The following is a 14,789-nucleotide window of genomic DNA, read 5'->3' as shown; positions in this document are numbered from 1 at the left end:
TTGCAGGCAAGCCGAAAGCGGCTGCGGTCACCTCGACAACTGCCGCTGTTCCAAGCGGCGGCCCTCTGCCTTTGGTTCGGGCCCAAGCCCTCAAGGACCGGCAAACTGGATCACCACGTCGTTGAGCGGCAGCTGCGACCGGCGGTATTCGATGGGCAAGGCTTTCCATGGATCGCCCTGCCCGAACAGCTGGGCTTCGGATTCCCGGCCGAGGTAGCCGAAGCGCTCGAACATGTACGGCACGCCTTCCGAACCTTCGAACGCGACGGCATTGGACAGCTGAAAATGCAGATGCGGCGCGGCGGAATTGCCGGACTGCCCCAACTGCGCGAGCACTTGCCCGCGCTGCACCCGGTCGCCCGGTTTCACCTTGAGGCTGCCCCGCCGCAGATGCGCATAGCTTGCGAACGTGCCCGATGCGATTTCCAGCACCACGTAATTGCCGAACAGGGCGTCACTGGTGAGCGCGGTGGGTTCCGGTTGCGCGCTGAGCGGCTGGTGTTCGGCCTCGCCATCGCGCGCGCTGCGCACGACGCCGTCGGCCACGGCAAGCACGTCCGCGCCATAGCCGATCCAGTCGGCGTAGGTGGATTTCTGGATGTCTTTTACGCCGGATCTCAGCGCGTGTCCGGCAGCGTCGACCCCTACCAGATCCAGGGCGTAGCGCTGCGGAATGGTCAGCTGCCCGTTCACCGCCACTAGGCTGCCCCAATGGTGCGACCGGGCGGCGCCGGGACCCTCGTGGGCCAACCAGCGGCCACGGCGCAACGGCGCGCCGATAACCATGGGCTGCGCATCGCCGACCTGGACGCTGGCGCCGTCGAGCACGCTGTTCGCATGGGCATCCGCGGTAAATGGGATGCGATGACGCAGGCGGTGCGGCACGGACGTACCCTCCGGCAGGGTCAACCAGACGAAGAACACCGCGCGCTTGCCGGGAAGGATCGCCACCGGTTCCTGCGCCGCCGGCGCAGGCTTCACCACTTGCGCTAGCTGCTTCGCATCCAGTGCCAGCAGCGGCGTGGCCGCATCGTCACCGAACACGTCCAGCCCCTGCGGCGCGAGCGCGCCGGAGTCGCCATAGAAGTTGGTGACATGCAGCTCATACGCCAGATGCGTGCGCCCGTCGCTGCCTGTGAACGCAGCGGGTGCGAACGGTACGCGTGCCTCCACCGGCGCCAGGGCTTCCTCGGCGCGGACAGCGGAAATGCCCGAGGTTCCTGCCAGCAGGAGCGCCAGTGCAGCGTTGCGAATCATTCGATGCACTCCCCGGAAGATGCATGGAGCGCAGCGGCGACCGTGCATCCCTGGCGCCGTCGCTGCGTGGAGACCGATGCCCAAGCTTGCCGATGCTCCCGGCGGGCCGCAAGCTGTCCTTCGGCATGCCTATCCGAAGCGGGACAACACCTGCGCCACTTGCGCGACGTAGCCGCCACCGAACAGATTGAGGTGGTTGAGCAGGTGGTAGAGGTTGTACAGCGGCGCGCGTTCGCGCCAGTCGTTCGCCAACGGCGCGTGTTCGGCGTAACTGCGCAGCAGCTGCGGATCGGGCTCGCCGAACAGCGTCAGCATCGCCAGCTCGGCCTCGGCCCAGCCGTAGTGGGCCGCGCCGGCGTCGATCAGCGCCGGCCTGCCGTCGCCGGCGCAATGCAGGTTGCCTTGCCACAGGTCGCCGTGCAGCAGCACCGGCGGCTGCGCCGGGATCAGTTGCGGCAGGCGCGCATACACGCGCTCCAGGCGCGCCGCGGCAGCGGCATCCAGACTTCCATGGCGCAGTGCGCGTTCGGCTTGCGGGCGCAGCCGGCGCTCGACGAAGAACCGATGCCCGTCGCTGTCGGTGTGGTTGTCCTGCGGGCTGTCGCCGATGTAGCCGGCATGGCCGAATCCGAACGTTGCGCCGCCGACGCCGTGCTGCCGCGCCAACCCTTCGCCGGCAAGCCGGTCGAACCGCGCATGCGGCGGCGCGGCACCGAGGTCCTCCAGCAGCAGCCAGTCCTCGCCTTGCGCGTACACCTGCGGCACGCGCAGGCCACCGGCGGCGAGCAACGCCTCCAGGCCGCGCGCCTCGGCGGCGAAGAAATCGGCCGGCATGCGGCGGCGGCGCTTGCAGATCGCGTGGCGGCCATCATGCAGGGTCACTCGGCGCAGGCCATCGCCGTCGGGCAGGGACAGCGGGCCGGTCGCGGTCGGGTGCATCGCCTCAGGCTAGGACGGCGGCGATCAAGGCGGTGTCAGGTACAGGCCGCGGTCCCGGTGACCACGCGGCGCGGGCGGCCGCCCCTGCAAGCATCGGCTGCTGGCGACGCGGCGCGAGCCCCCGCCTCATGCATCGGTCACGAAGAAATCGAAGAATTCCTGCTTGTCCCGGGCGAACGCGGTGACCAGCTTTCCTTCCGGAATGCGCTTGGCACCGAGCCCGCCGACGCAGATTCCCAGGGTGCGGAAGATCGCGTACTGCGGCCCGATCGCATGATCGGGATCGAGCGCCATCAGCCGTTCCAGCGCGCCCGCGGCGTAGATCTCGATGCCCGCGACGACCGGGGTGACGTGCTTGTTCATGGTGACGTAGCACAGCAGCTTGCGCTCGTAGACCAGGTCGCATCCCTCACGGGTCTCGGTCACGATCTTCTGGATGTTGTCGGTGAGCGAGGTGAAGGGCACGCCATGCGCTTTGGCAGTCTGCGCCTGGGTGCGGCCGAACTGGAAACCGTTCACCGCGGCATAGGGATGGATCTCGTACAGCATCGACGTTCCTTGTGGATTCGAGTCGCGACAGCGTCCGCTTCCGGTCGCTTACGCCGCGGGAGCCTCGCCGGATCGCGTGCGCGCGTCAAGCAACCGTGGCTTGCACCCTGCCCACCGTCGCGTGCGCGGCGACAGGCCCACGCGCATCCGCGCGCAGACCAAACATCGCCTTCCGCATGCCTGCCGGCTACTCAATCGCCCCGCCGACCCAGATGCGCCGCACCTGCAGCGTCTCGTCCAGCAACATCAGATCCGCCTGGTAGCCCGCCACGCGGACGGTCAACGCACGCGACCTGGCGGCGCAGGGCCTGAGCGGTCCGCAGATCGGCGAGGCGCTGGCCAAGACACGGATCACGGCGATCGCCGCGGCGAACCAGTCGGACGCACGCTGAACGGCTGCAGCGCACCAAGCCAGACGCAGTAAGCGCAATCGCACACGGTACAAACAACGTCTTCCTCCGTTCCAGGCAGCACGGCGAAGGAGTAGGAAAATCCCTACATCACATCTAGCAGATCACAGGACGACGCGGCCCAGGGCATGCGCGAAGATTGCAAGCCGGACGGAGCTGCCACGGACCAACAGTGCCTCCGGCATCTGGGCCACACCGATACCGCACTACCATGCCCGCATCTGGGGCAATAGACTGTCCTTCCCCTTTCCAAAGGTGGCTCCATGGCTGTGCGACTCTCTTTCATCCCGCAGCACCGTGCAGCGATCCCTCTCCTAATGAGCGCTGTCTTCGCCCACCCTCTGACTGGATGTTCGCGCATGAACACACCTGCCAATAACCCATCCGGAATTCACCTGATCGGCAATATTCCCGTCGATGCCCATAACACCGTGCATATCGACACCCGCAAGCCGATTCCGTTCAGTACGCATGCCTTTGGGGCCGGTTGTTACGATACATATGGCTGCAAAGTGCTGTACAACAACAGGTATCTTGTCAACTCACCAGACGATGTTAAGACGATTTCTTCGGCGTCATTAGGCAACAAGTATCCGGATACGATGACTGCATCGAATATCGGCATCCGCAACTTTCCACACTTCCCGCCTCCGGCCGAGGTGACCTGGCGCTCCAAGGACGGCCAGCAGCACCATGCAACAGTCGATCTCGAAGCCATCTTCAAAGACAAGGTGATCCTGCATCACGTGCCGCAGGATCAGCTACCACCGATTCTGCAAGCAGATATCTCTCCGGATATCATTCTGGAAGTGAACGACCGCACCATCAATGTATATATGAAAGCGATGGTGCAGACGACCGTGCCACAGAAGCCTGGCAACCCATACAGCGATTTTCGAAATGATCTAATCCTTGCATACACCAAAACCTACTGATGGCGTCCTCGCCAAGGAGCATGTATGGGTAACGAGAATAAAAACGCGAAGACATGGGCCGATGGCGTGGAAACGTATCCGGCGACCGCGCAAGATTTGGCTACCTACGAACACAACCGCCATGCCTTGGCGCAGTTCCAGGCGCCGCTGCTGGTCAGTCAACACAACCCGCACACCCGCTTGTTTGTGGCTTGTTTCGATGGCACTGGCAACGACAAGCAAAAAGATCCAGAGCACATCACCAATATTGGCACCCTGAGCAATCAACTGGATGCTGCCAACTTCGCAGGTCTCGATAATGTTAGAGGCCACTACGTCCCAGGCGTAGGAACTCAAGACAGCGACTTCACTCGCAACCTCGACGGCGCACTGGGCTATAGCTATGGCCCTCGCATGGAAGAGATGTACTTGAAGTTCATCAACCAAGCCAAACAATGGCGCGAGCAAGATCCGAAAGCCGAGATCAGCATCGTCTCCACCGGCTTCAGCCGTGGCGCGGTCACCGCCGCCATGTTCACCCGCATGGTCGACGAGCGAGGCATCCAGGATCCCAAGGACATGAAGATCGACCGCGGCCCACACGGCGAAATCCTCAAACTCACCCCCACCCATCCACCGCTGGTGCCACCCGGTCGCACCCCGCAGGCGGTTGGCTTGCTGGACCCGGTAGCCACCGGCGACATGAACATGCGCGACACTCGCCTGCCGCCCTCGGTGGTGTCGGGCCTGCAACTCACGGCCCGCGACGAGCGCCGCGACACCTTCCCGGTCAAGGACATCATCGATCCGGGTCGCACCCCCGACGGGCGACTGCTCAATCTGGTCAATCCTGGCGCGCACTCGGATATCGGCGGTTCCTACCGGCTCGATGGCCTATCCGTGCGCAACGGCAACCTCCTCATCGATTACGTCAACACCCTCAGCGATACGCCCTTCCTGCAACCGCGCACCGTGTCCACTGCGCCGGAAATGAACGTCATCCATCGCTCCGAACAGCACGAGTCCTTCTACACCACCGGCATCGCGACCGTCGCGGGCCAGCGCCTGCATGTGAAGGACCTGGCGGGAAGCACGATGACCCTTAACCGCACCGATGCCGAGCCGCTGGATACCGGGTTGCGCGCGCACTTTCCCCTGCGCCCGGTGGCGGTGTCGCCAGAACGCACCGATCCCTCGCTGCCGGCGTTCTTCCGCGAGAAACCGAATGCGCATGAGGTGGTGGTACCATCGCTGCCGACGTACTTGCAGCACGACACTCCGCCCCAGGCCATGCAACCCGCCAAGGCCGCTCCTGCCGCCGAACGCGGCGCCGCGCTGTCGGCAGCCGATCAGGCGATGTTCTCGCGCATCCGCCAGGATGTGCCGGCGCATATCGGCGACGACCATGTGGCGCAGGCGATGCTCGACGCCAAGCAGGCGGGCATCACCGATGCCGGCAAGATCGATCGGGTGCAGATGGCGGGCGAGAAGCTGTGGGTGTCCGGCACCACGCCGGGCTTTCGCGTCGCCACCGACGTGTCGCAGCCAGTGGCACCGATGCAGGAGACAGTGCAGCAGACGCAGGCGTTCAATCAGCAGCGCGAGCAGCAACTGGCGATGGAGCAACGGCAGCAGGAAGGCCTGGCGACAAAGGGGCTTGCAATGAGTTGAGACCGGCCTGGCCGCGTCATCAATTCCTCAAGGGAACCGCGCTATACCCGTCAGGTCGCCAGCCGATGCGGCATGGCGCACAACACAGCTGCGTAAAAGCGGCGCGTGGCGACACCGCTCCCCTTTACTCCATCGCCCCGCCGACCCAGGTGCGCCGCACCTGCAGCGCATCGTCCAGCAGCACCAGATCCGCCTGGTAGCCCGCCGCGATGCGGCCGTAACGGTCGTCCATACCCACGCATTGCGCCGGGTAAAGCGAGGCCATGCGCGCCGCCTCGTCCAGGCCCACACCGAGCCACTGCACGGTGTTGCGCACCGCGCTGGCCATGTCCAGCGCCGAGCCGGCCAGGGTCCCGGCGGCGTTGCGCACCACGCCGTCCACGGCGGTGATGGTCTCGCCGTACAGGTCGAAGCTGGGGCTGTCGGCGCCGACCATCGGCATCGCGTCGGTGACCAGGAACAGCTTGCCGCGCGGCTTGGCCGCCAGCGCCACGCGCAGGCTGGCCGGATGCACGTGCACGCCGTCGACGATGATCCCGCACCAGGCGTCGCGATCCTCCAGCGCCGCGCCGACCGCGCCGGGATCGCGCCCCTGCAGCGGCGACATCGCGTTGTACAGGTGGGTGAAGCCGCGGATGCCGGCGTCCAGGCCGGCGCGCGCTTCTTCGTAGCTGGCGGCGGTGTGCCCGGCGAACACGTAGGCGCCGGCCGCGGCCAGGGTGCGGATGCCGTCGGCCGGCACCCGCTCCGGCGCCAGCGTGATCAGGGTGACGCCATTGTCCAGCGAGGTGGCCAGCGCCAGTTCGGCGGCATCGGGCACGCGGAACTTGTCCACGTTGTGGGTGCCCTTGCGCGCCGGCGCCAGGTACGGGCCTTCCAGATGGATGCCGAGCACGCCCGGCACGCCCTCGGCGAGCGCCTGGCGGGTGGCGGCGATCGCCGCGCGCATCACCTCCGCGTCGTCGCTGATCAGCGTCGGCAGATAGCAGGTGGTGCCGTAGCGGCGGTGCGCCTGGCCGATGCGGCGCAGCGCCTCGACGTCGGTGCGGTTGTTGAACAGCACGCCGCCGCCGCCATTGACCTGTAGGTCGATGAAGCCGGGCAGCAGCGTGCCGCCGCCCAGGTCCAACTGCGCCGACGCCGCGGCCACGCGCGCGTCGCCGTCGTCGAGCACGGCGGCGATCCGGTCGCCTTCGAGCAGCACGCTCACGCCATCGAGGAAGCCGTCCTCGCCGAGCACGCGCGCGTTGCGCAGCGCCGTCGTCGTCATTACACCGTCTCCGTCACTTTGTTCAGGTGCGGCGGCAGATCCGGGTTGTAGCCGCGGCGCAGCGCCAGCGCGTTGATCGCGCGGTAGAAACTCTGGATGGTCAGCAGCGGCGCGCAAGCAGGGTGCGGCGCGGCGACCAGCGGCAGGTCGCCGTCGGCGCCGGCCAGCCACACCTGCGCGCCACGGCCGCGGAACTCCTCGGCCAGGCTGCGGGTGCCGGGCCCGGTCTCGTCGGGCTGGGCGAAGGCCAGCACCGGAAAGCCGGGACCGACCAGCGCCATCGGCCCGTGCTTCACTTCCGCCGAGCTGTAGGCCTCGGCGTGCAGGCCGCAGGTTTCCTTGAACTTCAGCGCCGCTTCCTGCGCCGCCGCCAGGCCCAGGCCGCGGCCGAGCACGAACAGGTTGTGCGCCTCGACCAGGCCATCGGTGAGCGCGCGCCAATCGGCGTCCCAGGCGGCGCGCAGCGCCTGCGGCAGCGCGTCCAGCGCGGCGAGCAACGCCGCATCGTGCTTCCAGTGCGCGCCGAGCTGCAGGATCGCCGACAGCGACGCCAGGTAGCTCTTGGTCGCGGCCACGCTCTTCTCGGGACCGGCGCCGAGAGCGATCACCGTGTCGGCCAATTGCGCCAGCGGCGAATCCTCGACGTTGACCAGCGCCACCACGCGCGCGCCGGCCGCTTTGGCGGCCTCGGCATTGCGCAGCAGGTCCGGGCTCTTGCCGGATTGCGAGATCACCAGGTACAGCGCGCCGCGCAACTGCAACGGCGATTCGTACACCGAGCCCACCGACGGCGACGCCGAGGCGGTGACCACCCCGAGCTGGGTCTCGAACAGGTACTTGGCATAGGTCGCGGCATGGTCGGAACTGCCGCGCGCGCAGGTGACCACGAACGGCGGCGGATCGGCGCGCAGCGCGGCGGCCAGCGCGCTCACCACGGCGTGGTTGCGCGCGAACTGCGCGGCGACGACATCGGCGGTCTGCGCCGCTTCGCGGAACATCAGGGTCTCGGTTTCGGTGGGCAATGCCATGGGCAGGGTCATGTGGGATCGGGGGAAGGGGAACGGCGCGACTGCGGCTGCATCGGCGCGGTGGAGCCGCGCACCACCAGTTGCGGCACGAAGCCCTGGTTGCGCATCGGCGCCGGATGCTCTTCGTAGGCATCGCTGCGCAACTGGCTGATCAGCAGCCGCGCGGCGTGGCGCGCGATGTCCTCGGTGGCCTGCTTGGCGGTGGTCAGCGCCGGCCACGACTGGCGCGAGAACGGGCTGTCCTCGAAGCCGGCGATGGACAGGTCGTAGGGCACGTTCATGCCCGCCGACTTGGCCGCGGCCAGCACGCCGGCGGCGATCTCGTCGTTGGAACCGAAGATCGCGGTCGGCGGCTCGCGCAGCGCCAGCAGCCGCCGCGCGCCGCGAAAGCCGTCGTCGAAGGTGTAGTCGCCCGGTATCACCAGGTGCTTGTCCAGGGTGATGCCGTAGTCCTTCAGCGCCGCCTCGTAGCCGGCGTAGCGCTCGCCGCTGGAGCGGTGCGAGGTGCCGCCCCACAGGAAGCCGATGCGCTGGTGGCCGAGCTGGATCAGATGCTCGGTGATCTCGTAGGCGGCGTCGCGGTCGTCGACGTACACGCAGGGACCGTCGGCCGGATCTTCGGTGGCGGCGATGATGCGCACCGTCTTGATCCCGCGCGCGGCCAGCGCCGCGACCAGGTCCGGGCGCTCGGACATCGGCGCGGTCAGCACCAGCCCGGCCAGGCGCGAGCGCTGGGTCCACTCGGCCAGTTCCTCGGCCAGCATCGGCGAGGTCGAATCGCAGGGATGGATCTGCAGGCCGAAGCCGGTTTCGCGACAGGCCGCGAGCACGCCGTTCTGCACGCCGATGATGTGGTACGGGTTGGGGTTGTCGTACACCAGCCCGATCACGAACGGGGTGCCGCTGCGCAGGTTGCGCGCCGAGGGATCCGGCTCGTAGTCCAGTTCGGCGATGGCGTGCAGCACGCGCGCGCGCGTGGCCTGCATCACCGACGGCTCGTTGTTGATGACCCGCGACACGGTCTTCAGCGACACCCGTGCGCGTTCGGCGACGTCTTTGATGGTGGGTCTACGCATTGGAATGAGTTTGCCGAGTTGGAGAAAAGCGCGTCAGCTCACCGCGCGCCCTGGCCGACGCGGTGACCGCGCAGCGCGAAGAACAAGATGTACAGGTAGCAGGCGATCATCAAGCCGGCGAAGACCAGCTGGAAATCGAAGAACTCCTTCAGATGAGCGAACAGCTGTGGAACCGCGGCGCCGCCCACGATGCCCATGATCAACAGCGCAGCACCCTTCTCGGTGAACTTGCCCAGCCCCTTGATGGCCAGCGGGAAAATGGCCGGCCACATGATGGCATTGGCGAATCCGAGCGCCGCGACGAACGCCACCGAAACATAGCCGCCTGTCAACATCGCGCACAGCGAAAAGACGATGCCGAGGCATGCCGAAATGGAGAGGTACTTCTCCTGGGAGATGTACTTCGGAATCAGCACCAGTCCGACCAGGTAGCCCGCCAACATGCATACCAGCGTGCCGATGGTGAAATACTTTGCGTAATCGAGCGAGAGGCCGAGGCTGTTGCCGTAGATGCCGATCGCATCGCCCGCCATCACCTCGGCGCCGACGTACACGAAGATGCACAACGCGCCCAGCCACACGTGCGGGAAAGCGAAGATGCTGTCGCGGCTGCGTTCGTCGGAGACCGACGCGTTCGCCTTCTCGGCGCTGACCTCGGGCAGGGGCGAAAACAGAATGGCCACAGAAAGCACGGCAAGCACGCCGGCGATCGCCATGTAGGGGCCATGGATGCGGCCAGCGAACTCCTGCAACAGCAGTTCCTTCTGCGCCGGCAGCACCTGTTCGATCTGGGTCGAAAAATCCTCCATGCCGTGCAGGACCACCTTCGCCAGACCATACGTGGCCAGCGCCCCCGCCACCTTGTTGCAGATACCCATCAGCGCGATACGGCGCGCCGCGCCGTCGATCGGCCCGAGGATGCTGATGTACGGATTGACCGCGGTCTGCAGCAAGGCCAGGCCGCCGCCGATGATGAAGATGCCGCTCACCGCGCCCACGTAGGAACGGGCGTTGGTGAACTGGCCGAAGATAGCGGCGCCGATCGCCAGGATCAGCAGGCTCAGCGCCAGGCCCTTCTTCATCCCAGTCAATTTCAGGATGAACGAAGAAGGCAGTGCCAGGCAGAAGTAGGAAATATAGAACGCGCTCGGGATGAGAAACGCGAACGTGTCGCTGACATTGAAGGCGACCTTGGCGAACAGGATCAACGGCCCGTTGATCCAGGTGAAGAACCCCATAATGAAGAACAGCAGACCGACGATGGCGATCGAGGCGTAGGGACTGGCGGGCCGTGCGGTGGTCATGGGCGGGCGTGCTCCGGGAGGGCGCGAAGGATCGGCGATCAGCGTCGCAGTTCGGCGACGAAGTCGTAGTAGTCGTTGTGGCAATAGGTGTCGGTCAACTCGATCGCGCTGCCGTCGCGGGTGTAGCCGACCCGCACCACGTGCAGGATCGCCTCGCCTTCCTTCATGCCCAGGTGCCCGGCCAGCCGCGCCGGCAGATTGATCGCGCGGAAGTACTGCAGCGCGCGCACCACCGGGTGGCCGTGCGCGTCCAGGTGAGCGTACAGCGAATCGCCGATCGCCTGCGGATCGGGCACGATGCGTTGCGGCAGCACCGCCTTCTCGTAGGCCATGACCCGGCCGTCGGCGCTGCGCAGGCGGGTCAGCGCCGCCACCACCGTGTCCGGCGACAGGCCCAGGCGCAGGATTTCCTCGCCATGCGCCGGGCGGATGCGCCGTTCCAGCCAGCGCGTGCCCGGCTCCAGGCCCTTCATCCGCAGGGTTTCGCTGAAACTGGCCAGGCCGCTGAGCTGGTGCTGGATGTGCGAGGTGACGAAGGTGCCCGCGCCCTGCCGGCGCGAGACCAGGCCCTGTTCGACCAGCGCATCCACCGCCTGGCGCAGGGTCACCCGCGACACCTGCAGTTGCTCGCACAACTGGCGCTCGGCCGGCAACGCCTCGCCCGGCTTCCACTGACCGCCCTTGATCGCGTCCACCAGCTTGCTCGCCAGTTGCAGGTACAGCGGGGTCGGCGCGCTCGGGTCCACGGCCAGCCCCGCCAGTCTGGGATCGGTCTGCGGCTTGGGCTTGGTCATCGTGCTTGCTCCGGACCGCAGGAAGTCGTTAGGTCCAATATAGTACCAATTCGCCGACCGTGCACGCCGGGTCAGAGCCGCAGGTAGAGCCGCCGCCGGTCCATCCACCAGCCCACCGCCCAGCACACCAGGGTGTAGGCCAGCGCACAGGCCAGGCTGCCCCAGGGACCGGGCAGCAGCCGCTGGAACATCGCGATGCCCACCCATTGGTACAGGTCCATGCCGCTGGCCCCGACGGGGATCAGCCGCAGGCTGATCACGAACAGCTCGGAGAACAGATAGATCGCCAGCGGATTGCGTCCGAGCACGGTGAAGAAGCCGCTGCCCGCGCGCCACTGGCGCACCTCGATCGCCCACAGCAACGCGCCCAGCAACAGCAGGTCCAGGCCCACGGTCAGCAGCACGAACGAGCCGGTCCACAGCTTCTTGGCCAGCGGGAACCACGGCTGCCAGGCCAGGGCCAGCAAGCTCAGCGCGATGCCAGCCAGCAGCAGCCAGCGCACCGTGCGCGCCTGCTTGCCGGCGCGGCGCACGTACAGGCCGGTCAGGTAGCCGGCGATGACATTGACCGTGGCCGGCAGCGTGCCGAGCAGGCCTTCCGGATCGAAGCCGCCGTCCTTGCGGTACAGCTGCGCCGGATCCAGCAACCACAGGTCCAGGCGCGTGCCGGCGTTGCCGAGCTTGCTCAGTTCCGCACCCGGCTGACCCCACAGGTACAGCGCCGCCCAGTAGCCGAGCAGCAGCGCCACGCAGGCGACCAGCAGCCCGCGCGGCGGCAGCCAGCGGCACAGCAGCGCGGCCAGCGCGTAGCACAGCGCGATGCGCTGCAGCACGCCCGGCACCCGGGTCTGGTCGATCGCGGTGAGGCTCCAGTGGCCATCGGCGCCCTGGTGCACGAACGGAAACCAGTACATCAGGAACCCGAGCAGGAAGATCAGCGCGCTGCGCTTGCCGACCCGGCGCAGGAACGCGCCCAGCGGCTGGCCGCGGTCCAGCGCGAAACTCATCGCGTTGCCGACCGCGAACAGGAACGACGGGAACACCAGGTCGGCCGCGGTGAAGCCGAACCAGGGTGCGTGGCGCAGCTGCACGAACGCATCGGCGCCGGCGCCCGGCGTGTTGACCAGGATCATCAGGAAGATGGTCAGGCCGCGGAACACGTCCAGCGACAGGAAGCGCTCGCGCGGCGGCGCGGCGGCGGGAATGGTCACGGACGCGGCACTCATGGGGCATCGACCTGGCGCAGCAGGGTGCGCACCGCGGCGACCGGGTCGGCCGGCGCTTGCCGCGTGTACGTGGTCTCGCGCGCCACCCAGTCCCGCTCCCAGGCACGCAAGCGCTGCTGCAACGCGGCCTCGTCCACGCGGCCGCCGCCGACCGCGGCCGCGCGCAGCGCCTGCATCGCCAGCGCCCAGCGCGGCAGGTAATAGTCGGCGTACATCCCCTGCCAGGCCTTGGATGCGTAGTCGCCGAGATTGCCCTCGCCGCCCCACACGCTGATCTGCGCCTTGGCGTCGCGCCGATAGTAGGCGGCGTCCTGCGGCGTCTTCGCGTAGCCGGCGGCATCGCCGAGCCAGCTCGACAGGGTTTCCTGCTGGCCGCCGACCAGGCCGTCGAGCTGCCGCACCGCCGCCTGCACACGGGCAAAGGCGGCGTCGCCGGCCGCGACATCGCCGCGCTTGTAGGCGGCCACGGCCTGCTGCAACTGCGCGTCCACGCGGCCGGTCGCGTAGTGGCGGGCGAAGTCGACCAGGTCGTAGCGGTACAGCGGCGCATCGGCATAGTCCGGCGCCAATGCCAGGAGTCGCTCCAGCGCACGGCGCAGGCGCGGCGGATCGCCGGACGCGCCCTCGAATTCGCCGATGTCCAGCGTCGGCCGTTTGAACAGCAGGTAGGCGCCGGCGCGGCTGCGCCACCAGCGCGGCGTCCAGTAGCGGGTCGAGAACACGGACGCCTGCAAATCCTCCCAGGCCGCAAGCAGCGCCGGCGACGTGTGCCCGTAGCGGGCGCGGGTGTACTCGCCGAGCCAGTCCTGCAGCGAACGTTCCTGCCCGCCCCAGGCCAGTGCGTACATGTATTCGTAGATCACCGAATTGTTGTGCAGGCCTTCGGGGAATGCGCCGAAGCCGACCAGTTGCTGCCTGTCCTTGTCCGCGAGCAGCGCGCGCAGGTCGTCGCGATAGAACGCCAGGTCGCCGTACACCGGATTGCTGCCGCCGTAGTTGTGCACGTAACCGTAGATCCACTGCTTGCCGTCGAAGGCGTCGGACAGCTTCCAGGTGCCCGGATAGCGATCGTTGCCGATGTCCAGCACCAGCAGCTTGTCGTTGGGCACGTCGCGCAGGAACGCGGCGATCGCCTGCGGCGTCCAGAAATGGCGGTCGGCGCCGAACAGCCAGCCCTGCATCACCCACACCGCGTCCGGGTTGGCGCGCTGGATCGAGGCGTAGAGCGCACGGCCGTAGTCGGCCAGGCGCTTGTCGCGCTGCGCCGGCGGCACCTCAGGCGGCGCGGTCTTGGCGGAGTTGGCGGTGCTGTCGCCGTAGCTGGCCAGGCGCGCGTCGCTGCCGTCAGCCGCGATCGGCGGCAGCATCTCGTTGAACGCGTCGGCCAGGTAATAGGTGCCCTTGCCGTAGGTGCGGTCGTAGAGCTGGATGAAGCGCTTGGCGATCTTCGCGAACAGCGGATCGGCCGGATCCAGCCAGTAGGTCTCGTGGAAACCCTCCCAGGCGCGCATGCGGTAGATGCGCGCCTGCGGATGCGCCTGCGCGAACGCCTTCGGCACGTAGCCGGCGAAGGCCGGCAGCACCGGCTTCATGCCCAGCGCGCGCATGCGCTGCAGGATGCGCAGCTGCAGCGCATGTTTGTCGTCGATCCATTGCTGCGGCAACGGCGCGTCGTAGCCCTCGATGTTGCCCATGCGCTGCCACGGTGCGAATGCCGGGCCGGAGAAATACTGCGCCAGATCCGCGTCGCTCACCCCGAACTCGCGCCACAGCGCCTGCCACACGTAGTCCTGGCCTTCCATCGCCAGCGGCATGTCGATGCCGTGCAACGCCATCCAGTCGATCTCGCGCTCCCAACGCGCCCAGTCCCACCACGGCGTGGTGTAGCCGTAGGTGCAGACGTTGAGATAGGCGCGGTACGCGAACGGGGTGACCACGCGCTTCCCGCGGAAATCGGCGTAGGCCGCAGGCAACGCGATCCGGCTGCCCTCCCAGCTCACCGAGGCGGCGCCGATCGATTGCAGATAGCTGTACGCGCCATGCGCCAGCGCCACTTCCGAGGAGCCGGACACGCGCAGCGTGCCGGCCTCGGCGGCGACCTGGTACCAGTCGTTGCCATCGCCGCGCGGTTGCCGTTGCAGCGCCAGCCGGGCGGCACCCGGGCCGAGCGTGCGCAGCAGCACACCGCGCGCGGCTTCGCCTTGTGTCTCCGGCGCCGCTGCGGCGAGCGCGGCCGGCGCCAGCAACGCACAGATCAGGAGCAATGCAACGTGGCTGCGCGGCGGCACTGCGCACCGCGTGCGCAACCAGGCTTGGCCGCTGGCGACGAGATGGCGGAAGGTTCGCTTCAT

At 67.5% G+C, this 14,789-nt stretch carries 12 protein-coding genes; 2 read left to right on the top strand and 10 right to left on the bottom strand.

Going from position 1 to position 14,789, the window contains the following annotated elements:
* Nucleotides 1-90: 90 nt before the first annotated feature.
* The 3 genes from AB3X07_RS04380 to AB3X07_RS04370 form a co-directional block, all read right to left on the bottom strand.
* Nucleotides 91-1,257 carry a M23 family metallopeptidase gene (locus tag AB3X07_RS04380; protein ID WP_369943086.1) on the bottom strand — a complete coding sequence of 389 codons (1,167 nt, stop codon included), beginning with the start codon at nucleotides 1,255-1,257 and terminating at the stop codon, nucleotides 91-93.
* 129 nt (nucleotides 1,258-1,386) lie between these two features.
* A complete protein-coding gene (locus AB3X07_RS04375) occupies nucleotides 1,387-2,196 on the bottom strand; it encodes a fructosamine kinase family protein (RefSeq protein ID WP_369943084.1) in 810 nt (269 codons plus the stop codon).
* Nucleotides 2,197-2,322: 126 nt separating this feature from the next.
* Nucleotides 2,323-2,745 carry a hypothetical protein gene (locus AB3X07_RS04370; RefSeq protein WP_369943082.1) on the bottom strand — a complete coding sequence of 141 codons (423 nt, stop codon included), beginning with the start codon at nucleotides 2,743-2,745 and terminating at the stop codon, nucleotides 2,323-2,325.
* A 769-nt stretch (nucleotides 2,746-3,514) separates the two neighbouring features.
* On the opposite strand from AB3X07_RS04370, the gene AB3X07_RS04365 reads away from it, so the two are divergent.
* Nucleotides 3,515-4,090 (top strand): hypothetical protein, encoded by a 576-nt coding sequence (locus tag AB3X07_RS04365; protein WP_369943081.1) that lies wholly within the window; start codon nucleotides 3,515-3,517, stop codon nucleotides 4,088-4,090.
* 24 nt (nucleotides 4,091-4,114) lie between these two features.
* Nucleotides 4,115-5,740 (top strand): phospholipase effector Tle1 domain-containing protein, encoded by a 1,626-nt coding sequence (locus AB3X07_RS04360; RefSeq protein ID WP_369943079.1) that lies wholly within the window; start codon nucleotides 4,115-4,117, stop codon nucleotides 5,738-5,740.
* Nucleotides 5,741-5,864: 124 nt separating this feature from the next.
* On the opposite strand, the gene nagA is transcribed toward AB3X07_RS04360, so the two are convergent.
* The 7 genes from nagA to AB3X07_RS04325 form a co-directional block, all read right to left on the bottom strand.
* Complete coding sequence (nagA, locus tag AB3X07_RS04355) at nucleotides 5,865-7,010, bottom strand: N-acetylglucosamine-6-phosphate deacetylase (RefSeq protein WP_369943077.1); 1,146 nt, start codon at nucleotides 7,008-7,010, stop codon at nucleotides 5,865-5,867.
* Entirely contained in the window at nucleotides 7,010-8,038 is a 1,029-nt protein-coding gene (locus AB3X07_RS04350) for an SIS domain-containing protein (RefSeq protein WP_369944648.1), read from the bottom strand. Before AB3X07_RS04350 ends, nagA begins: the two co-directional genes overlap by 1 nt.
* 8 nt (nucleotides 8,039-8,046) lie before the next feature.
* On the bottom strand, nucleotides 8,047-9,114 hold the full coding sequence (locus tag AB3X07_RS04345) for a LacI family DNA-binding transcriptional regulator (protein ID WP_369943075.1): 1,068 nt from the start codon (nucleotides 9,112-9,114) through the stop codon (nucleotides 8,047-8,049).
* A 38-nt stretch (nucleotides 9,115-9,152) separates the two neighbouring features.
* Nucleotides 9,153-10,418, bottom strand: coding sequence for a sugar MFS transporter (locus tag AB3X07_RS04340; RefSeq protein WP_369943073.1), 1,266 nt, complete (start codon nucleotides 10,416-10,418; stop codon nucleotides 9,153-9,155).
* A gap of 38 nt (nucleotides 10,419-10,456) precedes the next feature.
* The gene (locus tag AB3X07_RS04335) at nucleotides 10,457-11,179 is read right to left on the bottom strand and encodes a GntR family transcriptional regulator (protein WP_369944647.1); all 723 of its coding nucleotides are present in this window, start codon (nucleotides 11,177-11,179) and stop codon (nucleotides 10,457-10,459) included.
* Nucleotides 11,180-11,283: 104 nt separating this feature from the next.
* Nucleotides 11,284-12,438: an acyltransferase family protein gene (locus tag AB3X07_RS04330; RefSeq protein ID WP_369943071.1), complete on the bottom strand. Its 1,155-nt coding sequence runs from the start codon at nucleotides 12,436-12,438 to the stop codon at nucleotides 11,284-11,286.
* The gene (locus AB3X07_RS04325) at nucleotides 12,435-14,789 is read right to left on the bottom strand and encodes an alpha-N-acetylglucosaminidase (protein WP_369943069.1); all 2,355 of its coding nucleotides are present in this window, start codon (nucleotides 14,787-14,789) and stop codon (nucleotides 12,435-12,437) included. Before AB3X07_RS04325 ends, AB3X07_RS04330 begins: the two co-directional genes overlap by 4 nt.

The sequence above is a fragment of the Xanthomonas sp. DAR 35659 genome (assembly GCF_041242975.1).
Classification (GTDB): Bacteria; Pseudomonadota; Gammaproteobacteria; order Xanthomonadales; family Xanthomonadaceae; genus Xanthomonas_A; species Xanthomonas_A medicagonis.
Note: the sequence above shows the minus strand (reverse complement) of the source record. Positions and strands in the feature narration are given on the sequence as shown.

Bases quoted from the DNA above. Each gene is read 5' to 3' on its own strand.
- AB3X07_RS04380 (WP_369943086.1), bottom strand. From the start codon at position 1,257: ATGATTCGCAACGCTGCACTGGCGCTCCTGCTGGCAGGAACCTCGGGC.
- AB3X07_RS04375 (WP_369943084.1), bottom strand. From the start codon at position 2,196: ATGCACCCGACCGCGACCGGCCCGCTGTCCCTGCCCGACGGCGATGGC.
- AB3X07_RS04370 (WP_369943082.1), bottom strand. From the start codon at position 2,745: ATGCTGTACGAGATCCATCCCTATGCCGCGGTGAACGGTTTCCAGTTC.
- AB3X07_RS04365 (WP_369943081.1), top strand. From the start codon at position 3,515: ATGAACACACCTGCCAATAACCCATCCGGAATTCACCTGATCGGCAAT.
- AB3X07_RS04360 (WP_369943079.1), top strand. From the start codon at position 4,115: ATGGGTAACGAGAATAAAAACGCGAAGACATGGGCCGATGGCGTGGAA.
- nagA (WP_369943077.1), bottom strand. From the start codon at position 7,010: ATGACGACGACGGCGCTGCGCAACGCGCGCGTGCTCGGCGAGGACGGC.
- AB3X07_RS04350 (WP_369944648.1), bottom strand. From the start codon at position 8,038: ATGGCATTGCCCACCGAAACCGAGACCCTGATGTTCCGCGAAGCGGCG.
- AB3X07_RS04345 (WP_369943075.1), bottom strand. From the start codon at position 9,114: ATGCGTAGACCCACCATCAAAGACGTCGCCGAACGCGCACGGGTGTCG.
- AB3X07_RS04340 (WP_369943073.1), bottom strand. From the start codon at position 10,418: ATGACCACCGCACGGCCCGCCAGTCCCTACGCCTCGATCGCCATCGTC.
- AB3X07_RS04330 (WP_369943071.1), bottom strand. From the start codon at position 12,438: ATGAGTGCCGCGTCCGTGACCATTCCCGCCGCCGCGCCGCCGCGCGAG.
- AB3X07_RS04325 (WP_369943069.1), bottom strand. From the start codon at position 14,789: ATGAAGCGAACCTTCCGCCATCTCGTCGCCAGCGGCCAAGCCTGGTTG.